Origin of the sequence: Streptomyces sp. XD-27 (assembly GCF_030553055.1) — a bacterium.
Classification (GTDB): Bacteria; Actinomycetota; Actinomycetes; order Streptomycetales; family Streptomycetaceae; genus Streptomyces.
The window spans coordinates 6,705,849-6,730,611 of record NZ_CP130713.1; the positions used below are offsets into that span (position 1 = coordinate 6,705,849).

Sequence of the window (24,763 nt, forward strand, 5' to 3'; positions counted from 1 at the left end):
ATGTTCCGCCGCACGTTCTGGTTCACCACCGGCGTCGCAGCCGGCGTGTGGGCCACCACCAAGGTCAACCGCAAGCTCAACCAGCTCACCCCGGAGAGCCTGGCGGCACGGGCCGCCGACCGCGCCGTCCTGGCCGGCCGGCGGGTCAAGCTCTTCGCCCTCGACGTCCGCGAGGGCATGGCCGACCGTGAGACGGCCCTGCGCGACGCGCTCGGCCTGACCGCGGCGCCGCCCGCGGACGACATTCCCGAGCTGCCCGCGCCGCGCGGCCCCGGCCGGCTCGCCCAGACCTATCCCACCCCCTACCGCACCACCGGAAAAGAGGACCACTGATGGAGTCGGCTGAAATCCGCCGCCGCTGGCTGCGCTTCTTCGAGGAGCGTGGGCACACCGTCGTGCCGTCGGCGTCGCTGATCGCGGACGACCCGACCCTGCTGCTGGTCCCCGCGGGCATGGTGCCGTTCAAGCCGTACTTCCTCGGCGAGGTCAAGCCGCCCTACACGCGCGCCACCAGCGTGCAGAAGTGCGTCCGAACCCCGGACATCGAAGAGGTCGGCAAGACCACCCGGCACGGCACGTTCTTCCAGATGTGCGGCAACTTCTCCTTCGGCGACTACTTCAAGGAAGGCGCCATCAAGTACGCCTGGGAGCTGCTCACCACGCCCCAGGACAAGGGCGGTTACGGCCTGGAGCCCGAGAAGCTCTGGATCACCGTCTACGAGCAGGACGACGAGGCGGAGCGCATCTGGCGCGAGGTCGTCGGCGTCCCCGCCGAGCGCATCCAGCGCCTGGGCATGGGCCCCAACTACTGGTCCATGGGCGTCCCCGGCCCCTGCGGCCCCTGCTCCGAGATCAACTACGACCGCGGCCCCGAGTTCGGCGTCGAGGGCGGCCCGGCCGTCAACGACGAGCGGTACGTGGAGATCTGGAACCTGGTCTTCATGCAGTACGAGCGCGGCCCGGGCTCCGGCAAGGAGGACTTCCCGATCCTGGGCGAGCTGCCCAGCAAGAACATCGACACCGGCCTCGGTCTCGAACGCCTCGCCATGATCCTGCAGGGCGTGCGGAACATGTACGAGACCGACACCCTGCGCGTCGTGATGGACAAGGCCACCGAGCTCACCGGCGTGGCCTACGGCGCCGACGCCGCCTCCGACGTCTCGCTGCGCGTCGTCGCCGACCACATCCGCACCTCCGTGATGCTCATCGGCGACGGCGTCACCCCCGGCAACGAGGGCCGCGGCTACGTGCTGCGCCGCATCATGCGCCGCGCCATCCGCAACATGCGCATGCTCGGCGCCACCGAGCCGGTCGTCGGCGCGCTGGTCGACGTCGTCATCAAGACCATGGGCGAGCAGTACCCGGAGCTGGTCCAGGACCGCAAGCGCGTCGAGACCGTCGCCCTCGCCGAAGAGGCCGCCTTCCTCAAGACCCTCAAGGCCGGCACCAACATCCTCGACACCGCTGTCGCCGAGGCCAAGGCCTACAACGCCACCGTCCTCACCGGCGACAAGGCGTTCCTGCTCCACGACACCTGGGGCTTCCCGATCGACCTCACCCTGGAGATGGCCGCCGAGCAGGGCCTGTCCGTGGACGAGGAGGGCTTCCGCCGCCTGATGAAGGAGCAGCGGGAGCGGGCCAAGGCCGACGCCAAGGCCAAGAAGACCGGCCACGCCGACCTGTCGGCCTACCGCGAGGTCGCCGACGCCTCCGGCTCCACCGAGTTCACCGGCTACGCCCTCACCGAGGGCGAGGCCCGGATCGTCGGCCTGCTCGTCGACGGCGTGCCGTCGCCCGCCGCCTCCGAGGGCGACGACGTCGAGGTCGTCCTGGACCGCACCCCGTTCTACGCCGAGGGCGGCGGCCAGCTCGCCGACACCGGCCGGATCAGGCTCGACTCCGGCGCCGTCGTCGAGGTCCGGGACGTCCAGCAGCCGGTGCCCGGCGTCAGCGTCCACAAGGGCGTCGTCCAGGTCGGCGAGGTGACCGTCGGCTCCGCCGCGTACGCCGCCATCGACGTCAAGCGCCGCCGGGCCATCGCCCGCGCCCACAGCGCCACCCACCTCACCCACCAGGCGCTGCGCGACGCGCTCGGCCCGACCGCCGCCCAGGCCGGCTCGGAGAACTCGCCCGGCCGCTTCCGCTTCGACTTCGGCTCGCCGAGCGCTGTGCCCGGCACCGTCCTCACCGACGTCGAGCAGAAGATCAACGAGGTGCTCGCCCGCGAGTTGGACGTCCAGGCCGAGATCATGAGCCTGGAGGACGCCAAGAAGCAGGGCGCCATCGCCGAGTTCGGCGAGAAGTACGGCGAGCGGGTCCGCGTGGTCACCATCGGCGACTTCTCCAAGGAGCTGTGCGGCGGCACCCACGTGCACAACACCGCCCAGCTCGGCCTGGTGAAGCTGCTCGGCGAGTCCTCGATCGGCTCCGGCGTGCGCCGTATCGAGGCCCTGGTCGGCGTGGACGCCTACAGCTTCCTCGCCCGTGAGGCCACGGTCGTCGCCCAGTTGACCAACCTGGTCAAGGGCCGCTCGGAGGAGCTCCCGGAGAAGGTCGCCGGGATGCTCGCCAAGCTCAAGGACGCCGAGAAGGAGATCGAGCGGTTCCGCGCCGAGAAGGTGCTCCAGGCGGCCGCCGGGCTCGCCGAAGGCGCCAAGGACGTGCGCGGCGTCGCCCTGGTCACCGGCCAGGTGCCGGACGGCACCTCCGCCGACGACCTGCGCAAGCTGGTCCTCGACGTGCGCGGCCGGATCCCCGGCGACCGCCCCTCTGTCGTGGCGCTGTTCACCACCGCCAACGGCCGCCCGCTGACCGTCATCGCCACCAACGAGGCCGCCCGCGAGCGCGGACTCAAGGCCGGCGACCTGGTCCGTACCGCCGCCAAGACGCTCGGCGGCGGCGGTGGCGGCAAGCCGGACGTCGCCCAGGGCGGCGGCCAGAACCCGGCCGCCGTCGGAGACGCCATCGAGGCCGTCGAGCGCCTCGTGGCCGAGCAGGCGTGACGGACGTGAGCTCCATGCGACGCGGCAGGCGGATCGCCATCGACGTCGGGGACGCCCGGATCGGGGTCGCCTCGTGCGACCCCGACGGGATCCTCGCCACCCCGGTGGAGACCGTGCCGGGACGCGACGTCCCGGCCGCCCACCGGCGGCTGGCCGCGATCGTCGAGGAGTACGAGCCGATCGAGGTCGTGGTCGGGCTGCCCCGCTCGCTCAGCGGGCGGGAGGGCCCGGCCGCGGCCAAGGTGCGCGCCTTCGCGCAGACGCTCGCCCAGCGGGTCGCCCCGGTGCCGGTGCGGCTGGTCGACGAGCGTATGACGACCGTCACGGCGACCCAGGGCATGCGCGCCTCCGGTGTCAGCTCCAAGAAGGGCCGCAGCAGCGTCGATCAGGCCGCTGCCGTGGTGATTCTGCAGAATGCGCTGGAGACCGAACGGGTGTCCGGGGAGCCGCCGGGCGAGGGCGTCGAAGTGGTCATCTGATCGCGATACGGTAACGTTCCGCGCGTTAACGGCAGCTGATGTATCCGCCCGCGCCACGAGCGCCGCGCCACCTCGGCTGCCGCCGCGCGGCCCTAGGGGATCGATGACTGAGTATGGCCGGGGCCCCGGCTCCCAACCGTGGCACCCCGACGACCCTCTGTACGGGGACCAGGGGTGGGGCGGGCAGCAGGCCGGGGCGGGTCATGATCCGTACGGGCAGGACCCGCTGGGCCAGGATCCTCTGGGACAGCAGCCCTACGTGCAGGATCCTTACGGCGGTCAGCAGTACCCCGAGCAGTACCCGCAGTCGCAGGACTACCAGCAGTACCCGCAGCACGGGCATCAGCCGTACCCCCAGCAGCAGTGGGAGGGCCAGGGCCATGAGGGGGGTTACCCCCAGCAGCCGCAGGGCGAGGCCCAGCACGCCGGCGGCTGGGACCCCGGTTACGGCGCGACCGACCCCACCGACCCGTACGCCCGCCCCGCCGACCCGCACACCGGCGAACACCCGGACCACTACGCGGCCCCCGGCGCCTACCCGCCGCCCGAGCCGCACTACGCGCGTCGGCAGCAGGATCAGCAGCCGGGATATGCCCAGGAGCCCGTGGCGGCCGGGGCCGGGGCCGCGGCGCCGTCATCCCCGGCGGAGACCGGCGGCGGTCCGACCGAACCCGAGCCGTCCGAGCAGGACGACCGCATCCGCGCCTTCCTGGCGGGCGACGACGAGGACGACGGCCCCGACGAGGAGCCCGGCCGCGGCCGCCGCAACAAGAAGCCCAAACGCCGCAGTGGCCTGGCCTGCCTGTTCACCGCCGTCGTGCTGGTCGGTGCGGTCGGAGGCGGCGGCTACTACGGCTACCAGTTCTGGCAGAGCCGCTTCGGCGAGCCCGCCGACTACTCGGGTCAGGGCACCGGCCAGGTGACGGTCGAGATCCCCGAGGGCGCGGGCGGAGCCGAGATCGGCAGAATCCTCACGGACGCCGGAGTGGTGAAGAGCAGCGGTGCCTTCGTGAAAGCCGTCGAAGACAGCGGCAAGTTCATCCAGCCGGGCTCGTACACCCTCCGGAAGGAGATGTCCGCGGCCGCCGCCGTCGAGATGCTGACCGACGGCTCCGCGAACGGCCTGACCATCTTCGAGGGCATGCGCAACGCCAACATCTACGCGGCGATCGACAAGAAGATCGGCCTCAAGGCGGGCACCACCGCGGACGTCGCCAAGCGCGAGGCCAAGAACCTCGGGCTGCCCGATTGGGCCGACGACAACCCGAAGATCAAGGACCCGCTGGAGGGCTTCCTCTACCCGGCCCGCTACAACGTCGGCAAGGGCACCAAGCCCGAGGCCGTGCTGCGGCAGATGGTCAAGACCGCCACCGCGGAGTACGCCAAGTACGACCTGGCGGGCGAGGCCAAGAAGCTCGGGCTGGACTCCCCGCTCCAGGTGATCAACGTCGCCAGCCTGGTCCAGGCCGAGGGCGTCACCCACGACGAGTACCGGAAGATGGCCGAGGTGGTCTACAACCGCCTCAAGCCCGACAACTCCGAGACCTACGGCAAGCTCCAGTTCGACTCGACGTACAACTACATCAAGAACCAGAGCAAGACCGACATCGGCCTCGACGAGATCAAGAACTACGACAACCCCTACAACACGTACTTCTACAAGGGGCTGCCGCCGGGCCCGATCGGCAACCCGGGCAAGGATGCACTCAAGGCCGTGCTGAACCCGACGCACGACGGGTGGTTCTACTTCCTCTCGCTCGACAGCAAGACGACGAAGTTCACCAAGACCTACACCGAGTTCCAGAAGCTGTACAACGAGTACAAGAACCAGAAGAAGGGCTGAGGGAGGCGGGCAGATGACCTACAACCGCAGGGCGGCGGTGCTCGGTTCGCCGATCGCCCACTCCCTCTCCCCGGCCCTGCACCGCGCCGCCTACGCCGAGCTGGGCCTGACCGGCTGGACGTACCACCGCTTCGACGTGAACGAGGCCGGGCTGCCGGACTTCGTCACCGGGCTCGACCGGCGGGTGTGGGCCGGGCTGTCGCTGACCATGCCGCTCAAGCGCGCGGTCATCCCGCTGCTCGACGAGATCAGCGACACCGCGGCCTCGGTGGAGGCGGTCAACACCGTCGTCTTCACCGACGACGGCCGCACGGTCGGCGACAACACCGACATCCCCGGCATGGTGGCCGCCCTGCGCGAACGCGGCATCGAGCGGGTGGAGCGCGCGGCGGTGCTCGGCGCCGGGGCCACCGCCGCCTCCGCGCTCGCCGCGCTGTCCCGGATCTGCCCGGGGGAGGTCACCGCCTACGTCCGCAAGGCGAGCCGCGCCGCGGAGATGCGGGGGTGGGGCGCGCGGCTGGGGGTGCCGGTGCGGATCGGCGACTGGGCCGACGCGGCGGAGGCGTTCGAGGCGCCGCTGGTGATCGCCACCACCCCGGCGGGCGCCACCGACGACCTGGCCGCCGCCGTCCCCGAGTGGCCCGGAGCCCTGTTCGACGTGCTGTACGACCCGTGGCCGACCCCGCTCGCGGCCGCCTGGTCCGCGCGCGGCGGCGCGGTGCTCGGCGGCCTCGACCTGCTGGTGCACCAGGCGGTGCTCCAGGTCGAGCAGATGACGGGCCGGACGCCGGGACCGCTGGCCGCGATGCGCGCGGCGGGCGAGGCGGCCCTGGCGGCCCGCGCCGCCTGAATCCGCCCCGGCCCCGGACAGGGGGTCCACCCACTGAGACCACGTCTGAGACGCCCACCCGGACGTGGGAGGATCAGAGGTGGCGGGAACAGGGCCGCGCACCTGCTCGCGCCGTCGTACGCGTCAGGCGCGAGCATGAGGAGCACCGTTGAGCAGGTTGCGCTGGCTGACCGCGGGGGAGTCGCACGGCCCCGCACTCGTGGCGACGCTGGAAGGACTGCCCGCCGGCGTGCCGATCACCACCGAGATGGTGGCGGACGCGCTGGCCCGGCGGCGGCTGGGCTACGGCCGCGGTGCCCGGATGAAGTTCGAGCGCGACGAGGTCACCTTCCTCGGCGGCGTACGGCACGGTCTGACCCTCGGCAGCCCGGTGGCCATCATGGTCGGCAACACCGAGTGGCCCAAGTGGGAGCAGGTCATGGCCGCCGACCCGGTCGACGCCGAGATCCTCGCCGGGCTGGCCCGCAACGCGCCGCTCACCCGCCCGCGGCCCGGCCACGCCGACCTCGCCGGCATGCAGAAGTACGGCTTCGACGAGGCCCGGCCGATCCTGGAGCGCGCCAGCGCCCGCGAGACCGCGGCCCGGGTCGCCCTCGGCGCCGTCGCCCGCTCGTACCTCAAGGAGACGGCCGGCATCGAGATCGTCAGCCACGTGGTGGAACTGGCCGCCGCCAAGGCCCCGTACGGCGTCTACCCCCAGCCGTCCGACGTCGACAAGCTCGACGCCGACCCGGTGCGCTGCCTGGACGCCGACGCCAGCAAGGCGATGGTCGCCGAGATCGACCAGGCCCACAAGGACGGCGACACCCTCGGTGGCGTCGTCGAGGTGCTGGCCTACGGCGTGCCGGTGGGTCTCGGCTCGCACGTGCACTGGGACCGCCGCCTGGACGCGCGGCTGGCGGCGGCGCTCATGGGCATCCAGGCCATCAAGGGCGTCGAGGTCGGCGACGGCTTCGACCTCGCCCGGGTCCCCGGCTCCAAGGCCCACGACGAGATCGTGGCCACCGACGAGGGCATCCGCCGGACCTCCGGCCGGTCCGGCGGCACCGAGGGCGGCCTGACCACCGGTGAGCTGCTGCGGGTACGGGCCGCGATGAAGCCGATCGCCACCGTGCCGCGGGCGCTGGCGACCGTCGACGTCACCACCGGCGAGCCCGCCCAGGCCCACCACCAGCGCTCGGACGTGTGCGCGGTCCCGGCCGCGGGCATCGTCGCCGAGGCGATGGTGGCGCTGGTGCTGGCGGACGCGGTCGCCGAGAAGTTCGGCGGCGACAGCGTCGCCGAGACCCGCCGGAACGTCCAGGGCTACCTCGACAACCTGGCCATCCGGTGACCCCCGCCGTCGTACTCGTCGGCCCGATGGGCGTGGGCAAGACGACGGTCGGCCGACTCCTTGCCGAGCGCCTCGGCACCACCTTCCGGGACACCGACGCCGACATCGTCGCGACCGCCGGCAAGGAGGTCTCGGAGATCTTCTTCGACGAGGGCGAACCGCACTTCCGTGAGCTGGAGCGGCGGGCCGTCGCGGCGGCCGTCGCCGAGCACCGCGGGGTGCTGGCGCTGGGCGGGGGAGCGGTCATGGACGAGGGCACGCGCGCCCTGCTCGCCGGGCTGCCCGTCGTCTTCCTGGAGATGGGCGTCCACGAGGCCGTCAAGCGCACCGGCCTGGACGCCCCCCGGCCGTTGCTCGCGGTCAACCCGCGGCAGCGCTGGCGCGAGCTGATGGAGCAGCGCCGCCCGTACTACACCGAGGTGGCGCGCGCCGTGGTCTCCGCCGAGGGCCGCAGCCCCGAGGAGGTCGCCGACGCGGTCCTCGACGCACTGGAACTGAAGGCGCACACGCCGGGGGCCGGGGCCCCCGGCCGGGAGGAACACCCGTGACCGAGCACGTCACCCGCATCCAGGTCGCAGGCAGCCACGGCAGCGACCCGTACGACGTCCTGGTCGGCCGCCGGCTCCTCGGCGAGCTGCCCGGACTCATCGGCAGCGCCGCCAAGCGCGTCGCCGTCCTGCACCCGGAGGCCCTCGCCGAGACCGGTGAGGCGATCCGCGAGGACCTCGCGGACCAGGGCTACGAGGCCATCGCCATCCAGCTGCCCAACGCCGAGGAGGCCAAGACCGTCGAGGTCGCCGCCTACTGCTGGAAGGCGCTGGGCCAGACCGGCTTCACCCGCAGCGATGTGATCGTCGGCGTCGGCGGCGGCGCCACCACCGACGTCGCGGGCTTCGTCGCCGCGACCTGGCTGCGCGGCGTGCGCTGGATCGCCGTCCCCACCACCGTGCTCGGCATGGTCGACGCCGCGGTCGGCGGCAAGACCGGCATCAACACGGCCGAGGGCAAGAACCTCGTCGGCGCCTTCCACCCGCCCGCCGGAGTGCTGTGCGACCTGGCCGCGCTGGAGTCGCTGCCGGTCCACGAATACGTCAGCGGCCTCGCCGAGATCATCAAGGCGGGGTTCATCGCCGACCCCGTGATCCTCGACCTGATCGAGGCGGACCCGGCGGCGGCCCGCACGCCCGCCGGTCCGCACACCGCCGAGCTCATCGAGCGCTCGATCCGGGTCAAGGCCGACGTGGTCTCCTCCGACCTCAAGGAGTCGGGGCTGCGCGAGATCCTCAACTACGGCCACACCCTCGCGCACGCGATCGAGAAGAACGAGCGCTACAAGTGGCGGCACGGGGCCGCGGTCTCCATCGGCATGGTCTTCGCCGCCGAACTCGGCCGACTGGCGGGCCGGTTGGACGACGCCACCGCCGACCGGCACCGCGCCGTACTGGAGTCGGTCGGACTGCCGCTGACCTACCGCGGCGACCAGTGGCCCAAGCTGCTGGAGACGATGAAGGTCGACAAGAAGTCGCGCGGCGACCGGCTGCGCTTCATCGTCCTGGACGGCCTGGCCAAGCCGACCGTGCTGGAGGGTCCGGACCCGGCGGTGCTGCTCGCGGCGTACGGCGAGGTGTCGTCGTGAGCGTCGGACACGCGGCCGCCGGGCCGCAGACTGGGGGCACCTCCCAGCCGTCAAGGCTGGGGGAGAAGCCCGCACCTCTGCGCCGCGCGGCCGGAGAAGCGAACCACGTTGCTGCCCGGCGGGTGCTCGTGCTCAACGGGCCCAACCTCGGGCGGCTCGGCAGCCGCGAGCCGGACGTCTACGGCGCCACTTCCTACGCCGGGCTGGTGGCGGAGTGCACCGCGCTGGGCAAGGAGCTCGGCTTCGACGTCGAGGTCCGGGAGACCAACGACGAGGGCGAGATGATCCGCTGGCTGCACGAGGCCGCGGACGGCTCGATCCCCGTCGTGATCAACCCCGGCGCGTTCACGCACTACTCGTACGGCATGCGGGACGCGGCCGCCCAGCGCACCGCCCCGCTGATCGAGGTGCACATCTCCAACCCGCACGCGCGCGAGGAGTTCCGTCACACCTCCGTCATCGCCGCCGTCGCCAGCGGCACCATCGCGGGCTTCGGGATCGGCTCCTACCGGCTCGCGCTGCGCGCGCTGTCCGGGGAAACGCCTGGCTGACGGCGTGCGCCGGGCCCGCGACGGGCCCGGCCCGGTTCCCCGGCCGTTCACACGGCGACGGCCGGGGGAGGTACCGTTCGGTACGACCCGGCCCCACGGCCGTGGTACGGCATGCCAGTTGCCGTCAAGCACCGCACGAGACGGAGTGTCACCGGATGCAGCACACAGGGGGAGCGCCGCTGCCACCGCCCCACGGGGCAGGGCAGGGCCCCGGTGTCGGCTGGACCCAGGACGCGAGCCACCACCCCGTTCCGCCGCCTCCCGCGCAGCCCGCGGCGGCCCCGGCGCCGCCCGCCGCACCACCCGCGGGCCATACGCAGCCGCAGCCGCACCCGCCCGCGACCGGCGGGCCGGTGCCGCCGCACCCGCAGCCGGCGACCGGGCCGGTGCCACCGGCGGGGCCGCCCGGGACCGGGCCCGTCCCGCCGCCCGGCCCGCCCGCCGGGGCGGCGCCGATCGAGGCCACGATGACCACCGGCCATGTCCAGCTCCCGCCCGGCGGGCCTGTGCAGATGCCCCAGCACGCCCCGGCCGGTGCGACCGCGGTCGCCGACGCCTCGCTGGCCGCCGTGGCGGTGCTGCTGATCGGCCCGGCGGGGGCGGGCAAGACCACCGTCGCGCGGCACTGGGCCGACCGCCGGCGGGTGCCGACCGCCCACATCAGCCTGGACGACGTCCGCGAATGGGTCAGGTCCGGCTTCGCCAATCCGCAGTCCGGGTGGAACGACAACTCCGAGGCGCAGTACCGCCTCGCCCGCCGCACCTGCGGCTTCGCGGCCCGCAACTTCCTGGCCAACGGGATCTCCTGCATCCTCGACGACGCCGTCTTCCCCGACCGCCCGGTCGTCGGTCTCGGCGGCTGGAAGCGGCACGTCGGCCCCGGACTGCTGCCCGTGGTGATCCTGCCCGGCCTGGAGATCGTCCTGGAGCGGAACGCCGCGCGCAGCGGCAACCGCAGGCTCAGCGACGAGGAGGTGGCCCGGATCCACGGCCGCATGGCCGGCTGGTACGGCTCGGGCCTGCCGATCATCGACAACTCCACGTACGACGTGGAGACCACCGCTCGAGTGCTGGACGAGGTCGTCGCCCGCTCCATCGCCAGCCCGCCCACCTGGTGACCGCCGCGCCGGAGCCGCCGGGCCCGGGCCGCCGCCCATCCGGCCCCGCTCAACCGGCCGCCGCGCCCCGCACTCCGTACGCTCGGAAGCATGTCCGAGGTGTACGCGGCGCGCCGCACGCGGCTGCGTGAACGCTCCGCGGCGGCCGGCGCCGAGGCCGCGCTGGTCTCCCGGCCCGCCAATGTGCGCTATCTGTGCGGGGCCGCGCCCCGCGGTGCGGTGCTGCTGCTCGGGGCCGCCGACGACCCTGGTGACCTGCTGGTGTGCCCGGAGGATCCGGCGGAGAGCGGAGGGGGCGCGTCGCTCTTCCTCTCCCATGGCCTGAAGGGCATGGCAGGGGCCCCCATCGATGACGCGCTGCGGCTGATGCCCCTGCCCGCCGCCGAGACCGACGCCGCCGTGGCCGCGGCCGCCGTGGCCGAGCGCGCGGGCGCCGCGTCCCTCGCCGTCGAGGAGCACCACCTCAGCGTCGCCCGGCACCGGACCCTGCGCGCGGCGGCCCCCCGGCTGCGGCTGGCCGACCTGGGCTGCGCCGTCGAGCAGCTGCGCCTGGTGAAGGACGAGGAGGAGATCTCCTGCCTGCGGATCGCCGCCGAGATCGCGGACCAGGCGCTCGGCGAGCTGCTCGAGTCGATTCTCGTCGGGCGCACCGAACGGCATCTGGCGCTGGAGCTGGAGCGGCGGCTGATCGACCACGGCGCGGACGGCCCGGCGCTGCCCACGGCCGTCGGCTGCGGTCCGAACGCGGGACGCGCCCGGCACACGCCCACCGACCGGCGAGTGGAGGAAGGCGATTTCCTCTGCGTCTGCCTGGGCGCGAACTACCGGGGCTACCGCTGCGAGGTGGGCCGCACCTTCGTCATCGGCACCACCCCGGCCGACTGGCAGATCGAGCTGTACGAGCTGGTCTTCGCGGCGCAGCGGGCCGGCCGGGAGGCGCTGCTGCCCGGCGCGGCGTACCGGGACGTGGACCGGGCGGCCCGCCATGTCCTGGACGCGGCCGGGTACGGAGAGGGCTTCGGGGCCCGTACCGGGCACGGCGTGGGCCTCGAAATCGACGAGGACCCTCGGCTCGCCCCCTCGGCCATGGGTAAACTGGACGCTTGCGTGCCGGTCACCGTCGAACCGGGGGTCCACCTCCCGGGCCGGGGCGGTGTCCGTATCGATGACACACTCGTCGTCCGTCCCGAGGCGGACGGCGGGCCCGAGCTACTCACCATCACGACCAAGGAGCTGCTCGCGCTGTAGCCTCACGGCGCTCGCGTGGCATCTTCTGGTCCCATCAGCTTCAGTCCAGGAGATCCCGCAACCGTGGCATCCACGAACGACCTCAAGAACGGCATGGTGCTCAAGCTCGAAGGCGGCCAGCTCTGGTCCGTCGTCGAGTTCCAGCACGTCAAGCCCGGCAAGGGCCCGGCCTTCGTGCGCACCAAGCTGAAGAACGTACTCTCCGGCAAGGTCGTCGACAAGACCTTCAACGCAGGCGTGAAGGTCGAGACCGCCACCGTCGACAAGCGCACGATGCAGTTCTCGTACATGGACGGCGACTACTTCGTCTTCATGGACATGGACACCTACGACCAGCTCCACGTCGACCGCAAGTCCGTCGGCGACGCCGCGAACTTCCTCATCGAGGGCTTCGAGGCGACCGTGGCGCAGCACGAGGGCAGCGTGCTCTACGTCGAGCTCCCGGCCGCGGTCGAGCTGACCATCAAGCACACCGAGCCGGGTGTCCAGGGCGACCGCTCCACCGGCGGCTCCAAGCCCGCCACCCTGGAGACCGACTACGAGATCCAGGTCCCGCTCTTCATCACCACCGGTGAGAAGATCAAGGTCGACACCCGTTCGGGCGACTACCTCGGCCGGGTGAGCAGCTAACCGTGGCCGCCCGTAACAAGGCCCGCAAGCGCGCTTTCCAGATCCTGTTCGAAGCCGATCAGCGCGGTTGCTCCGTGCAGACCGTGCTCGCGGACTGGATCCGGCTCGCCCGGACCGACGACCGGCAGCCGCCGGTCACCGAGTACACGATGCAGCTGGTCGAGGGCTATGCGCAGCACACGGCCCGGATCGACGAGCTGCTGGCCACCTATGCGGTGGGCTGGACGCTGGACCGGATGCCGGTGGTGGACCGCAACGTCCTCCGGCTCGGCGCGTACGAGCTGATCTGGGAGGACGGCACGCCGGACGCGGTGGTGATCGACGAGGCGGTGCAGCTCGCCAAGGAGTTCTCCACCGACGACTCTCCGGCCTTCGTCAACGGCCTGCTGGGCCGGCTCAAGGAGCTCAAGCCGGGGCTGCGCCGCGATCAGCCGGAGCAGTCGTAACCCAAGCCCAACACGCCGGGCCCGGAGCGCAGAGCGCGCACCGGGCCCGTTCGCGCGCCCGGCCCGCTTCCGGCGCCCGGCCCGTTCGCGCCGGAAAGCCGCCGGGGGCGGCGGAACCCCTTGGCTCCGACGCCCCCGGCGGCACGTTTCTGCAGGTAGGAATGGGTGGGTGGACGCCTAAACGTCCTCATGCTGGACCGCGCGACGCGCGTCCGCGCCGAGCACGCCCCAGCTGATCAGCTGCTCGGTCAGCACCGAAGGCGACTGGTCGTAGATCACGGCCAGCGTGCGCAGGTCGTCCTGGCGGATCGACAGCACCTTGCCGTTGTAGTCCCCGCGCTGGCTCTGGATCGTCGCCGCGTATCGCTGCAGCGGGCCCGCCTTCTCGGCCGGAACATGGGCCAGGCGCTCAAGGTCCAGCACCAGCTTCGGCGGGGGCTCGGCGGCCCCGCCCGGAGTGGTGCCGGGCAGCAGCTCCTGCACCGGGACGCCGTAGAAATCGGCCAGCTCGGCAAGGCGCTGCACGGTCACGGCACGGTCGCCGCGCTCGTAGGAACCGACCACCACGGCCTTCCAGCGGCCCTGGGACTTCTCCTCGACACCGTGAAGGGAGAGGCCCTGCTGGGTGCGGATGGCACGGAGCTTGGCTCCGAGCTGTTTGGCGTATTCGCTGGACATAAAGCTCCCCGGACGAGACTGGTAACTCACTGTGAGGTTACGCAGCGTAATCTCCATTCGTCAAGCCGAATGAACCTCACTGTGCGCCGTCAGGGGTGATGCCGGCGCTCCCGGTTGACCCTGCTACTGTGAATGGCGCAATTCCGACGTCCTTTAAAGTCCGTCCCGTGAGGCGGAGAAGGAGGTCCGTTTCGTATGGACACAAACAGCCCGAACTCCGCGCCCGCGGTACCGGCCCGCCCCGTTCTGGAGGGCCCGGACATCGCGCGGGTGCTCACCCGCATCGCCCACGAGATCGTCGAACGCGCCAAGGGCGCCGAGAACGTGGTGCTGCTGGGCATTCCCACTCGCGGGGTCTTCCTCGCCCGGCGCCTCGCCGCCAAGCTGGCGGACATCACCGGCCGGGACGTCCCGGTCGGCTCGCTCGACATCACCATGTACCGCGACGACCTGCGGCTGCGCCCGGCCCGAGCCCTGGCCCGCACCGAGATCCCCGCCGACGGGATCGACGGCCGCGTCGTCATCCTCGTCGACGACGTGCTGTTCTCCGGCCGCACCATCCGGGCCGCCCTGGACGCGCTGAACGACATCGGCCGGCCGCGCGCCGTGCAGCTCGCGGTCCTCGTCGACCGCGGCCACCGCGAACTGCCGATCCGCGCCGACTACGTGGGCAAGAACCTCCCCACGTCGCTGCGGGAGACGGTCAAGGTCCAGCTCACCGAGGAAGACGGCCGCGACAGCGTGCTCCTCGGAATCGCCCGCGAGACCGCCCCGGCCGGCGAGCAGTAGCGCCCCCGTGTACGGCCCCGGTATCCGCTCGGGGGCCGTGCCGGCGCCTGCCCGCCCCTTGCCCCAGCGCGACCTCCCCCAGCGCGACCGCTGGGAGGTGCCCCCAGCGGTGCCCCCAGAGGCGCCCCCGGAAGTGCCCCCAGGGATGCCCCCAAGCCCCGCCACCCGCCTCACCCACGGAGTAACCGGATGAAGCGCCACCTCATCTCGGCCGCCGACCTCACCCGCGACGACGCCGTCCTGATCCTCGACACCGCCGAGGAACTGGCCCGGCTCGCGGACCGGCCGATCAAGAAGCTGCCCACCCTGCGCGGCCGCACCGTCGTCAACCTCTTCTTCGAGGACTCGACCCGCACCCGCATCTCCTTCGAGGCCGCCGCCAAGCGGCTCTCCGCCGACGTCATCAACTTCTCCGCCAAGGGCTCCTCGGTCTCCAAGGGCGAGTCCCTGAAGGACACCGCGCTCACCCTGGAGGCGATGGGCGCCGACGCCGTCGTCATCCGGCACCACGACTCCGGCGCCCCGCACCGGCTCGCCACCTCCGGCTGGATCGGCGGCTCGGTCGTCAACGCCGGCGACGGCACCCACGAGCACCCCACCCAGGCGCTGCTCGACGCCTTCACCATGCGCCGGCGACTCGTCGGCATCGAGGCCGGCGCGGGCCACGACCTGTCCGGCCGCCGCATCACCATCGTCGGCGACGTCCTGCACAGCCGGGTCGCCCGCTCCAACGTGCTCCTGCTGAACACCCTCGGCGCCGAGGTGACCCTGGTCGCCCCGCCCACCCTGGTCCCGGTCGGCGTCGAGAACTGGCCCTGCGAGGTCAGCTACGACCTGGACGCGGTCCTGGCCAAGTCCGACGCCGTCATGATGCTGCGGGTCCAGCGCGAGCGGATGAACGCGGCCTTCTTCCCCACCGAGCGCGAGTACGCGCGCCGGTACGGCCTGGACGGCGACCGCATGGCCCGGATGCCCGAGCACGCCATCGTCATGCACCCCGGCCCGATGAACCGCGGCATGGAGATCACCGCCGAGGTCGCCGACTCCCCGCGCTGCACCGCCGTGGAGCAGGTCGCCAACGGCGTCAGCATCCGCATGGCCGTCCTCTACCTGCTTCTCAGCGGCGCCGAGCTGCCGGCCCACCCGTCGCCCGCCACCACCCTCAGCGGAGGCGCTGCGCGCCCCGCCGCTGATTCCGCGACCACCGCCTGACGTACGGAGATCCCACCATGAGCAAGACCCTGATCCGCGGCGCCCAGGTCCTCGGCGGCGACCCGCAGGACGTCCTCGTCGACGGCGAGACCATCGCGGCCGTCGGCCCCGCACTGGAGGCCCCGAGGGCGCCACCGTCATCGAGGCCGAGGGCCGGATCCTGCTGCCCGGCCTCGTCGACCTCCACACCCACCTGCGCGAGCCCGGCCGCGAGGACTCCGAGACCGTCCTGACCGGCACCAAGGCCGCCGCCGTCGGCGGCTACACCGCCGTCCACGCCATGGCCAACACCTTCCCCGTCGCCGACACCGCGGGCGTCGTGGAGCAGGTCTGGCGGCTCGGCAAGGAGTCCGGCTACTGCGACGTCCAGCCCGTCGGCGCCGTCACCGTCGGCCTGGAGGGCAAGAAGCTCGCCGAGCTCGGCGCGATGCACGACTCCGCCGCCGGCGTCCGGGTCTTCTCCGACGACGGCAAGTGCGTGGACGACGCGGTGATCATGCGGCGGGCGCTGGAGTACGTGAAGGCGTTCGACGGCGTCATCGCCCAGCACGCCCAGGAGCCCCGGCTCACCGAGGGCGCCCAGATGAACGAGGGCATCGTCTCCGCCGAACTGGGTCTGGCCGGCTGGCCCGCCGTCGCCGAGGAGTCGATCATCGCGCGCGACGTGCTGCTCGCCGCCCACGTCGGCTCCCGGGTGCACATCTGCCACCTGTCCACGGCCGGCTCCGTCGAGATCGTCCGCTGGGCCAAGTCCAAGGGCTGGCACGTCACCGCCGAGGTCACCCCGCACCACCTGCTCCTCACCGACGAGCTGGTGCGCTCCTACGACCCCGTCTACAAGGTGAACCCGCCGCTGCGCACCGAGGCCGACGTGATGGCCCTGCGCGAGGCCCTCGCCGACGGCACCATCGACTGCGTCGCCACCGACCACGCCCCGCACCCGCACGAGGACAAGGACTGCGAGTGGGGCGCCGCCGCCATGGGCATGGTGGGCCTGGAGACCGCGCTCTCCGTCGTCCAGCACACCATGGTGGACACCGGCCTGCTGGACTGGGCCCAGATCGCGGACCGGATGTCCTTCCGCCCCGCCGCCATCGGCCGCCTCGACGGCCACGGCCGCCCCGTCGCCGCCGGAGAGCCCGCCAACCTCACCCTGGTGGATCCGGCATACCGTGGTGTGGTGAACCCCGCGGGCTTCGCCTCCCGCAGCCGCAACACCCCCTACCGGGGCCTGGAGCTGCCGGGCCGCGTGACGCACACCTTCCTGCGGGGCCGGGCCACGGTCGTAGACGGGAAGCTGACGTGACACCTTTCATCACTCTGGCGGCGGAGCGCGAGTCCCAGGAGGTCACCGACTGGGCCGCGCGGCTCGGCTGGGTCGTCGGCCTGCTCCTCCTCATCGGCCTCGTCTACTGGCTGATGCGCGAGGGCTGGAAGTGGCGCGGCACGCTCCAGAGCGACCTGCCCGAGCTGCCCGAACCCCCCGCCGACCCCGGCCCCGCCCGGCTGACCGCGGCCGGCCGCTACCACGGCTCCACCACCGCCGGCCAGTGGCTGGACCGGATCGTCGCCCACGGCCTCGGCACCCGCAGCCGGGCCGAACTCACCCTGACGGACCAGGGCCTGGCCGTCGCACGGCCAGGCGCCCGCGACTTCTTCGTCCCCGCCGACGCACTGCGCGGCGCCCGGCTCGACAAGGGCATCGCGGGCAAGGTCCTCACCGAGGGCGGACTGTTGGTGATCACCTGGCGCCACGGCGACAAGCTGATCGACTCCGGCTTCCGCTTCGACCACGCCGCCGAGCACCCCGCGTGGGTCGCGGCCATCGACCCCCTCACCGGCGACAACGCCGTCGCCGTACAGCACGACCAGGAAGGCCAACGATGACGACCTCCACCCCGGGGCCAGGACCCCCGCCGTACTCGTCCTGGAGGACGGTCGCACCTTCCGTGGCCGCGCCTACGGGGCCGTGGGGGAGACCTTCGGCGAGGCGGTGTTCTCCACCGGCATGACCGGCTACCAGGAGACCCTCACCGACCCGTCGTACCACCGGCAGGTGGTCGTCATGACCGCCCCGCACGTCGGCAACACCGGCGTCAACGACGAGGACCCGGAGTCCAAGCGCATCTGGGTCTCCGGCTACGTCGTCCGCGACCCCGCCCGCGTGCCGTCCAACTGGCGCGCCCGCCGCTCCCTCGACGACGAGCTCGCCGCCCAGGGCGTCGTCGGCATCAGCGGCATCGACACCCGCGCGCTCACCCGCCACCTGCGCGAACGCGGCGCCATGCGGGTGGGCATCTTCTCCGGCGCGGCCGTCGCCGACGACGCGGCCATGCTCGCCAAGGTGCAGGCATCCCCGCAGATGAAGGGCGCCGACCTCAGCGGCGAGGTCGCCACCCTCGAGCCGTACGTGGTCCCGGCCATCGGAGAGAAGCGTTTCACCGTCGCCGCCATCGACCTCGGCATCAAGGGCATGACCCCGCACCGGATGGCCGAGCGCGGCATCGAGGTGCACGTGCTGCCCGCCTCCGCGACCATCGACGACGTGTACGCGGTCCAGCCCGACGGCGTGTTCTTCTCCAACGGACCCGGTGACCCGGCCACCGCCGACCACCCGGTCTCCGTCATGCGCGGCGTGCTGGAGCGCAAGACCCCGCTCTTCGGTATCTGCTTCGGCAACCAGATCCTCGGCCGCGCCCTGGGCTTCGGCACGTACAAGCTCAAGTACGGCCACCGCGGCATCAACCAGCCGGTGCAGGACCGCACCACCGGCAAGGTCGAGATCACCGCGCACAACCACGGCTTCGCCGTCGACGCCCCGCTCGACGGTCCCACCGAGTCCCCCTACGGCCGGGTCGAGGTCTCCCACGTCTGCCTCAACGACGACGTGGTCGAGGGTCTGCAGTGCCTCGACGTCCCCGCTTTCAGCGTCCAGTACCACCCCGAAGCCGCCGCAGGTCCGCACGACGCCGCGTACCTGTTCGACCGCTTCGTCTCCCTGATGGAGGGCCAGCGTGCCTAAGCGCACCGACATCCAGTCCGTCCTGGTCATCGGCTCCGGCCCGATCGTCATCGGCCAGGCCGCCGAGTTCGACTACTCCGGCACCCAGGCGTGCCGGGTCCTCAAGGCCGAGGGCCTGCGGGTCATCCTGGTCAACTCCAACCCCGCCACGATCATGACCGACCCGGAGATCGCCGACGCCACGTACGTCGAGCCGATCACCCCGGAGATCGTCGAGAAGATCATCGCCAAGGAGCGTCCCGACGCGCTGCTGCCCACCCTGGGCGGCCAGACCGCGCTGAACACGGCGATCTCCCTGCACGAGGCCGGCACCCTCGACAAGTACGGCGTCGAGCTCATCGGCGCCAACGTCGAGGCCATCCACAAGGGCGAGGACCGCGACCTGTTCAAGGAGGTCGTCGAGGCGGTCAAGGCCAAGATCGGCCACGGCGAGTCCGCCCGCTCGGTCATCTGCCACTCGATGGACGAGGTGCTGGCGGGCGTCGAGACGCTCGGCGGCTACCCCGTCGTGGTCCGCCCCTCCTTCACCATGGGCGGCGCCGGCTCCGGCTTCGCGCACGACGAGGAGGAACTGCGCCGGATCGCCGGCCAGGGCCTGACGCTGTCTCCCACCACCGAGGTGCTCCTGGAGGAGTCCATCCTCGGCTGGAAGGAGTACGAGCTGGAGCTCATGCGCGACAAGCACGACAACGTCGTGGTCGTCTGCTCCATCGAGAACTTCGACCCGATGGGCGTGCACACCGGCGACTCCATCACCGTCGCCCCGGCGATGACGCTCACCGACCGCGAGTACCAGATCCTGCGCGACATCGGCATCGCCGTGATCCGCGAGGTCGGCGTGGACACCGGCGGCTGCAACATCCAGTTCGCCGTCAACCCCGACGACGGCCGGGTCATCGTCATCGAGATGAACCCGCGCGTCTCCCGGTCCTCGGCGCTTGCCTCCAAGGCCACCGGCTTCCCGATCGCGAAGATCGCCGCCCGCCTCGCCGTCGGCTACACCCTGGACGAGATCCCCAACGACATCACCGAGCAGACCCCGGCGTCCTTCGAGCCCACGCTCGACTACGTCGTGGTCAAGGTGCCGCGGTTCGCGTTCGAGAAGTTCCCGGCCGCCGACGCCACCCTCACCACCACCATGAAGTCGGTCGGCGAGGCCATGGCGATCGGCCGCAACTTCACCGAGGCGCTGAACAAGGCCCTGCGCTCGCTGGAGAAGAAGGGCAGCCAGTTCGCCTTCACGGGCGAGCCGGGCGACAAGGCGGAGCTGCTGGCCAAGGCCCAGGTCCCCACCGACGGCCGGATCAACACCGTGATGCAGGCGATCCGGGCCGGCGCCTCCCCGGAGGAGGTCTTCGACGCCACCAAGATCGACCCGTGGTTCGTCGACCAGCTCTTCCTCATCAAGGAGATCGCCGACGAGCTGGCGGCCGCCGCCGAACTCGGCCCCGAGCTGCTGGCCGAGGCCAAGCGCCACGGCTTCTCCGACGCTCAGATCGCCGAGATCCGCGGCCTCGGCGAGGACGTCGTCCGCCAGGTCCGGCACGCCCTCGGCGTCCGTCCCGTCTACAAGACCGTCGACACCTGCGCCGCCGAGTTCGCCGCGAAGACCCCGTACTTCTACTCGTCCTACGACGAGGAGAACGAGGTCGCGCCGCGGGAGAAGCCCGCCGTGATCATCCTCGGCTCGGGTCCGAACCGCATCGGCCAGGGCATCGAGTTCGACTACTCCTGCGTCCACGCCTCCTTCGCGCTGAGCGACGCCGGGTACGAGACCGTGATGGTCAACTGCAACCCGGAGACCGTCTCCACCGACTACGACACCTCCGACCGGCTCTACTTCGAGCCGCTCACCCTGGAGGACGTGCTGGAGATCGTCCACGCCGAGACCCAGGCCGGACCGGTCGCCGGCGTCGTCGTCCAGCTCGGCGGCCAGACCCCCCTCGGCCTGGCCCAGGCGCTCAAGGACAACGGCGTGCCGATCGTCGGCACCCCGCCGGAGGCCATCCACGCCGCCGAGGACCGTGGCGCCTTCGGCAAGGTGCTCCAGGACGCCGGGCTGCCCGCGCCGAAGTACGGCACCGCCTTCTCCTTCGAGGAGGCCAGGCACATCGCCGCCGAGATCGGCTACCCGGTCATGGTCCGGCCCTCCTACGTGCTCGGCGGCCGCGGCATGGAGATCGTCTACGACGAGCCGTCGCTCGGCGAGTACCTGGAGCGGCACGCGGGCCTGATCTCCGAGCACCCGGTCCTCATCGACCGCTTCCTCGACGACGCGATCGAGATCGACGTCGACGCGCTCTACGACGGCACCGAGCTCTACCTCGGCGGCGTCATGGAGCACATCGAGGAGGCCGGCATCCACTCCGGCGACTCCGCCTGCGCGCTGCCCCCGATCACCCTCGGCGGCTTCGACATCAAGCGGCTGCGCGCCTCCACCGAGGCCATCGCGCGCGGCGTCGGGGTCCGCGGCCTGATCAACATCCAGTTCGCCATGGCCGGGGACATCCTGTACGTGCTGGAGGCCAACCCGCGCGCCTCCCGTACGGTCCCGTTCACCTCCAAGGCCACCGCCGTGCCGCTGGCCAAGGCCGCCGCCCGGATCTCGCTGGGCGCGACCATCGCCGAGCTGCGCGCCGAGGGCATGCTGCCGGCCGCCGGCGACGGCGGCACCCTGCCGCTGGACGCGCCGATCTCGGTCAAGGAGGCCGTGATGCCGTGGACGCGGTTCCGCGACCCGTCCGGCGCCGGCGTGGACACCGTCCTGGGCCCGGAGATGCGCTCCACCGGCGAGGTCATGGGGATCGACTCCGTCTTCGGCACGGCGTACGCCAAGTCCCAGGCCGGGGCGTACGGCGCGCTGCCCACCAAGGGCCGGGCCTTCGTCTCCGTCGCCAACCGCGACAAGCGCGCGCTGATCTTCCCCGCGCGCGAGCTGGTCGCGCACGGCTTCGAGCTGATGGCCACCTCCGGCACCGCCGAGGTGCTCAGGCGCAACGGCATCAACGCCACCATCGTGCGCAAGCAGAGCGAGGGCGAGGGGCCGAACGGTGAGAAGACCATCGTCCAGCTCATCCACGACGGCCAGGTCGACCTGATCGTCAACACCCCGTACGGCACCGGCGGCCGCCTCGACGGCTACGACATCCGTACGGCCGCCGTCGCCCGCGCGGTGCCCTGCCTGACCACGGTCCAGGCGCTCGCCGCCGCCGTCCAGGGCATCGAGGCGCTGAGCAGAGGCGAGGTCGGCGTCCGGTCGCTCCAGGAGCACGCGGAGCACCTGATCGCCGCCCGCGAGGAGTGAGGTGAGCGAGGGGGGCACCGTCCGGTGCCCCCCTCCTCATGAGCCCCCCGTTCCCGCGCGCAGAAAGCTTCCGCATGTACCCGCTCTTCTTCCGGCTCCTCTTCCGGCGCATGGACGCCGAGCAGGCCCACCACCTGGCGTTCGCCTGGATCCGGCTGGCCGCCCGCGTCCCCGTCCTGCGGACCTTCGTGGCCGCCGTGCTCGCCCCCGCCACAAGGCCCTGCGCACGGAGGCCCTGGGCCTGCGGATGCACGGCCCGTTCGGGCTGGCCGCCGGCTTCGACAAGAACGCGACCGGCGTCGACGGCCTGGCGATGCTCGGCTTCGACCATGTCGAGATCGGCACCGTCACCGCCGAGCCGCAGCCCGGCAACCCCAAGAAGCGCCTCTTCCGGCTCGTACCGGACCGGGCGCTGATCAACCGCATGGGTTTCAACAACGACGGCTCCGCCGCCGTCGCCGAGCGCCTGGCGGCCCGTAACCCGGTCTTCAAGACCACGCTCGGCGTCAACATCGGCAAGACCAAGGTCGTCCCGGAGGAGGAGGCCGTCGCCGACTACGTGGCCTCCACCGAGCGGCTGGCCCGCCACGCCGACTACCTGGTCGTCAACGTCTCCTCGCCGAACACCCCGGGCCTGCGCAACCTCCAGGCCACCGAGGCGCTGCGCCCGCTGCTGACCGCCGTCCGCGAGGCCGCCGACCGCAGCGTGCCGGAACGCCGGGTCCCGCTGCTGGTCAAGATCGCCCCGGACCTCGCCGACGAGGACGTCGACGCCGTCGCCGACCTCGCGGTCGAACTGGGCCTGGACGGCATCATCGCCACCAACACCACCATCGCCCGCGACGGCCTGGGCCTCACCGCCGACCCGGCGATCATCGCCGAGACCGGCGGCCTGTCGGGCGCCCCGCTGAAGCCCCGCTCCCTGGAGGTGCTGCGCCGGCTGTACGCCCGGGTCGGCGACCGCATCACGCTGATCGGGGTCGGCGGCATCGAGACCGCCGACGACGCCTGGGAGCGGATCCTCGCGGGCGCCACGCTGGTGCAGGGGTACAGCGGCTTCATCTACGAGGGCCCGTTCTGGTGCCGCAAGATCCACAAGGGGCTGGCCGCCCGGCTGGCCGCCAGCCCGTACGCGACCCTCGCCGAGGCGGTCGGCGCCGACACCCGCAAGGAGACCGCATGACCTCCCAGGAGTCCCGGCAGCCCTTCGGCGCGCGGCTGCGCGCCGCCATGGACACCCGCGGGCCGCTGTGCGTCGGCATCGACCCGCATGCCTCCCTGCTGACCGACTGGGGGCTGAACGACGACATCGCGGGCCTGGAGCGCTTCACCCACACCGTCGTCGAGGCGCTGGCCGGGCGGGTCGCGGTCCTCAAGCCGCAGTCCGCGTTCTTCGAGCGCTTCGGCTCCCGCGGCATCGCCGTCCTGGAGCGCGCCGTCGCCGACGCCCGCGACGCCGGAGCACTGGTGCTCATGGACGCCAAGCGCGGCGACATCGGCTCCACCATGGCCGCGTACGCCGCGACCTACCTCGACCCGGCGAGCCCGCTGTTCTCCGACGCCGTCACGGTCAGCCCGTACCTGGGCTTCGGCTCGCTGCGCCCGGCGCTGGACCTGGCGCGGGAGAGCGGCGCGGGCGTCTTCGTCCTCGCCCTGACCTCCAACCCGGAGGGCGCCGAGGTACAGCACGCGGTACGGGCCGACGGCGCGTCCGTCGCCGCCACCATGCTGGACCACCTGCGGGCGGAGAACGCCGACGCCGCCCCCCTCGGTTCGTACGGGGCGGTCGTCGGCGCCACGCTGGGCGAGCTGTCCCGCTACGACCTGGCGATCAACGGACCGCTGCTCGCCCCCGGCATCGGGGCGCAGGGCGCGACCCCCGCCGATCTGCCCGCGGTCTTCGGTGCCGCGGTCCGGGACGTCGTGCCGAGCGTCAGCCGCGGGGTGCTGCGGTACGGCCCCGATGCGCCCGCGCTGATCGAAGCGGCGGAGCGATTCGCCGACGATGTGCGCGCGGCGGTCGGCTGACCCTGTCGCACGGGCCGGGCAACCCGGCCGTTTTGCCCCGGAAAGTCCGCGGAAAGTCCAGGTCGATCGAGTCTGACCTGGACTTTTCGTCTGTTCTCGCTGACTGGAGCGGCGTCTGCCGCTAGTCTCCGTGACGAGCGGTCGTGCAAGCGCGTTGCGCGTTGCTCCCCAGGTGAGGGGCGACTAGGTTCCTCACCGGTCCATATCCGACAGTTCGACATCCGAGGTGACGTAGGCGTGGCTCTTCCGCCCCTTACCCCTGAACAGCGCGCAGCCGCGCTCGAAAAGGCCGCCGCGGCTCGCCGGGAGCGCGCCGAGGTCAAGAATCGGCTCAAGCACTCCGGCGCCTCTCTGCACGAGGTCATCAAGCAGGGCCAGGAGAACGATGTCATCGGCAAGATGAAGGTGAGCGCTCTGCTCGAGTCGCTGCCGGGCGTCGGCAAGGTCCGCGCCAAGCAGATCATGGAGCGGCTCGGCATCTCCGAGAGCCGTCGCGTGCGCGGTCTGGGCTCCAACCAGATCGCCTCGCTGGAGCGTGAGTTCGGCGGCGGCGCCGCCTGACGGGTCCCGGTCCTCCCGGGAGCGTTACCAGGC

Annotated in this window: 20 protein-coding genes and 3 pseudogenes; 22 read left to right on the forward strand and 1 reads right to left on the reverse strand. The window is 72.1% G+C overall.

Annotated elements, in window-relative coordinates; all coding sequences use genetic code 11:
- From Q3Y56_RS29300 to nusB, 13 genes are all read left to right on the forward strand, one after another.
- The gene (locus Q3Y56_RS29300; protein ID WP_304464787.1) at nucleotides 1-333 is read left to right on the forward strand and encodes a DUF6167 family protein; all 333 of its coding nucleotides are present in this window, start codon (nucleotides 1-3) and stop codon (nucleotides 331-333) included.
- Nucleotides 333-3,002, forward strand: a complete 2,670-nt coding sequence (gene alaS / locus Q3Y56_RS29305; protein WP_304464788.1) for an alanine--tRNA ligase — start codon at nucleotides 333-335, stop codon at nucleotides 3,000-3,002. The genes Q3Y56_RS29300 and alaS overlap by 1 nt, the downstream gene beginning before the upstream one ends.
- Before the next feature lie 14 nt (nucleotides 3,003-3,016).
- Nucleotides 3,017-3,481 (forward strand): Holliday junction resolvase RuvX, encoded by a 465-nt coding sequence (gene ruvX / locus Q3Y56_RS29310; protein ID WP_304465852.1) that lies wholly within the window; start codon nucleotides 3,017-3,019, stop codon nucleotides 3,479-3,481.
- Between the two features lie 103 nt (nucleotides 3,482-3,584).
- Nucleotides 3,585-5,324, forward strand: coding sequence for an endolytic transglycosylase MltG (mltG, locus tag Q3Y56_RS29315; protein WP_304464789.1), 1,740 nt, complete (start codon nucleotides 3,585-3,587; stop codon nucleotides 5,322-5,324).
- Between the two features lie 13 nt (nucleotides 5,325-5,337).
- Nucleotides 5,338-6,174: a shikimate dehydrogenase gene (locus Q3Y56_RS29320; RefSeq protein ID WP_304464790.1), complete on the forward strand. Its 837-nt coding sequence runs from the start codon at nucleotides 5,338-5,340 to the stop codon at nucleotides 6,172-6,174.
- Between the two features lie 148 nt (nucleotides 6,175-6,322).
- Nucleotides 6,323-7,507, forward strand: a complete 1,185-nt coding sequence (gene aroC, locus Q3Y56_RS29325; RefSeq protein WP_304464791.1) for a chorismate synthase — start codon at nucleotides 6,323-6,325, stop codon at nucleotides 7,505-7,507.
- 26 nt (nucleotides 7,508-7,533) lie between these two features.
- On the forward strand, nucleotides 7,534-8,055 hold the full coding sequence (locus Q3Y56_RS29330) for a shikimate kinase (protein WP_304465853.1): 522 nt from the start codon (nucleotides 7,534-7,536) through the stop codon (nucleotides 8,053-8,055).
- Nucleotides 8,052-9,143 (forward strand): 3-dehydroquinate synthase, encoded by a 1,092-nt coding sequence (gene aroB / locus Q3Y56_RS29335; RefSeq protein ID WP_304464792.1) that lies wholly within the window; start codon nucleotides 8,052-8,054, stop codon nucleotides 9,141-9,143. The genes Q3Y56_RS29330 and aroB overlap by 4 nt, the downstream gene beginning before the upstream one ends.
- Nucleotides 9,144-9,220: 77 nt before the next feature.
- Complete coding sequence (gene aroQ / locus Q3Y56_RS29340) at nucleotides 9,221-9,694, forward strand: type II 3-dehydroquinate dehydratase (RefSeq protein WP_304465854.1); 474 nt, start codon at nucleotides 9,221-9,223, stop codon at nucleotides 9,692-9,694.
- Nucleotides 9,695-9,849: 155 nt separating this feature from the next.
- Nucleotides 9,850-10,812 carry an AAA family ATPase gene (locus Q3Y56_RS29345; RefSeq protein ID WP_304464793.1) on the forward strand — a complete coding sequence of 321 codons (963 nt, stop codon included), beginning with the start codon at nucleotides 9,850-9,852 and terminating at the stop codon, nucleotides 10,810-10,812.
- A 90-nt stretch (nucleotides 10,813-10,902) separates the two neighbouring features.
- Complete coding sequence (locus Q3Y56_RS29350) at nucleotides 10,903-12,060, forward strand: aminopeptidase P family protein (protein ID WP_304464794.1); 1,158 nt, start codon at nucleotides 10,903-10,905, stop codon at nucleotides 12,058-12,060.
- A gap of 63 nt (nucleotides 12,061-12,123) precedes the next feature.
- Nucleotides 12,124-12,690 (forward strand): elongation factor P, encoded by a 567-nt coding sequence (gene efp, locus Q3Y56_RS29355; protein WP_304464795.1) that lies wholly within the window; start codon nucleotides 12,124-12,126, stop codon nucleotides 12,688-12,690.
- 2 nt (nucleotides 12,691-12,692) lie between these two features.
- Nucleotides 12,693-13,136: a transcription antitermination factor NusB gene (nusB, locus tag Q3Y56_RS29360; RefSeq protein ID WP_304464796.1), complete on the forward strand. Its 444-nt coding sequence runs from the start codon at nucleotides 12,693-12,695 to the stop codon at nucleotides 13,134-13,136.
- 177 nt (nucleotides 13,137-13,313) lie between these two features.
- Here the strand turns inward: nusB and bldD are convergent, their stop codons facing one another.
- Entirely contained in the window at nucleotides 13,314-13,814 is a 501-nt protein-coding gene (bldD, locus tag Q3Y56_RS29365) for a transcriptional regulator BldD (protein WP_135337455.1), read from the reverse strand.
- A gap of 195 nt (nucleotides 13,815-14,009) precedes the next feature.
- Between bldD and pyrR the strand changes: the two genes are divergently transcribed.
- The 9 genes and pseudogenes from pyrR (at nucleotide 14,010) to Q3Y56_RS29410 (ending at nucleotide 24,730) form a co-directional block, all read left to right on the forward strand.
- Nucleotides 14,010-14,603: a bifunctional pyr operon transcriptional regulator/uracil phosphoribosyltransferase PyrR gene (gene pyrR / locus Q3Y56_RS29370; protein WP_304464797.1), complete on the forward strand. Its 594-nt coding sequence runs from the start codon at nucleotides 14,010-14,012 to the stop codon at nucleotides 14,601-14,603.
- A gap of 189 nt (nucleotides 14,604-14,792) precedes the next feature.
- The gene (locus Q3Y56_RS29375; protein WP_304464798.1) at nucleotides 14,793-15,815 is read left to right on the forward strand and encodes an aspartate carbamoyltransferase catalytic subunit; all 1,023 of its coding nucleotides are present in this window, start codon (nucleotides 14,793-14,795) and stop codon (nucleotides 15,813-15,815) included.
- Between the two features lie 17 nt (nucleotides 15,816-15,832).
- Nucleotides 15,833-17,121: pseudogene (locus Q3Y56_RS29380) on the forward strand (dihydroorotase).
- On the forward strand, nucleotides 17,118-17,702 hold the full coding sequence (locus Q3Y56_RS29385; RefSeq protein WP_304464799.1) for a hypothetical protein: 585 nt from the start codon (nucleotides 17,118-17,120) through the stop codon (nucleotides 17,700-17,702). The pseudogene Q3Y56_RS29380 and the gene Q3Y56_RS29385 overlap by 4 nt, the downstream one beginning before the upstream one ends.
- Nucleotides 17,699-18,837 (forward strand): annotated as a pseudogene (gene carA, locus Q3Y56_RS29390) (glutamine-hydrolyzing carbamoyl-phosphate synthase small subunit). Before Q3Y56_RS29385 ends, carA begins: the two are co-directional and overlap by 4 nt.
- Nucleotides 18,830-22,141 (forward strand): carbamoyl-phosphate synthase large subunit, encoded by a 3,312-nt coding sequence (gene carB / locus Q3Y56_RS29395; protein ID WP_304464800.1) that lies wholly within the window; start codon nucleotides 18,830-18,832, stop codon nucleotides 22,139-22,141. The pseudogene carA and the gene carB overlap by 8 nt, the downstream one beginning before the upstream one ends.
- Before the next feature lie 74 nt (nucleotides 22,142-22,215).
- Nucleotides 22,216-23,324 (forward strand): annotated as a pseudogene (locus tag Q3Y56_RS29400) (quinone-dependent dihydroorotate dehydrogenase).
- Nucleotides 23,321-24,169, forward strand: coding sequence for an orotidine-5'-phosphate decarboxylase (gene pyrF, locus Q3Y56_RS29405; protein ID WP_304464801.1), 849 nt, complete (start codon nucleotides 23,321-23,323; stop codon nucleotides 24,167-24,169). Before Q3Y56_RS29400 ends, pyrF begins: the two are co-directional and overlap by 4 nt.
- 237 nt (nucleotides 24,170-24,406) lie before the next feature.
- Complete coding sequence (locus Q3Y56_RS29410; protein WP_005319887.1) at nucleotides 24,407-24,730, forward strand: integration host factor; 324 nt, start codon at nucleotides 24,407-24,409, stop codon at nucleotides 24,728-24,730.
- Nucleotides 24,731-24,763 lie beyond the last annotated feature (33 nt).

Bases quoted from the DNA above. Each gene is read 5' to 3' on its own strand.
- Q3Y56_RS29300 (WP_304464787.1), top strand. From the start codon at position 1: ATGTTCCGCCGCACGTTCTGGTTCACCACCGGCGTCGCAGCCGGCGTG.
- alaS (WP_304464788.1), top strand. From the start codon at position 333: ATGGAGTCGGCTGAAATCCGCCGCCGCTGGCTGCGCTTCTTCGAGGAG.
- ruvX (WP_304465852.1), top strand. From the start codon at position 3,017: ATGCGACGCGGCAGGCGGATCGCCATCGACGTCGGGGACGCCCGGATC.
- mltG (WP_304464789.1), top strand. From the start codon at position 3,585: ATGACTGAGTATGGCCGGGGCCCCGGCTCCCAACCGTGGCACCCCGAC.
- Q3Y56_RS29320 (WP_304464790.1), top strand. From the start codon at position 5,338: ATGACCTACAACCGCAGGGCGGCGGTGCTCGGTTCGCCGATCGCCCAC.
- Q3Y56_RS29330 (WP_304465853.1), top strand. From the start codon at position 7,534: ATGGGCGTGGGCAAGACGACGGTCGGCCGACTCCTTGCCGAGCGCCTC.
- Q3Y56_RS29345 (WP_304464793.1), top strand. From the start codon at position 9,850: ATGCAGCACACAGGGGGAGCGCCGCTGCCACCGCCCCACGGGGCAGGG.
- Q3Y56_RS29350 (WP_304464794.1), top strand. From the start codon at position 10,903: ATGTCCGAGGTGTACGCGGCGCGCCGCACGCGGCTGCGTGAACGCTCC.
- bldD (WP_135337455.1), bottom strand. From the start codon at position 13,814: ATGTCCAGCGAATACGCCAAACAGCTCGGAGCCAAGCTCCGTGCCATC.
- pyrR (WP_304464797.1), top strand. From the start codon at position 14,010: ATGGACACAAACAGCCCGAACTCCGCGCCCGCGGTACCGGCCCGCCCC.
- Q3Y56_RS29375 (WP_304464798.1), top strand. From the start codon at position 14,793: ATGAAGCGCCACCTCATCTCGGCCGCCGACCTCACCCGCGACGACGCC.
- pyrF (WP_304464801.1), top strand. From the start codon at position 23,321: ATGACCTCCCAGGAGTCCCGGCAGCCCTTCGGCGCGCGGCTGCGCGCC.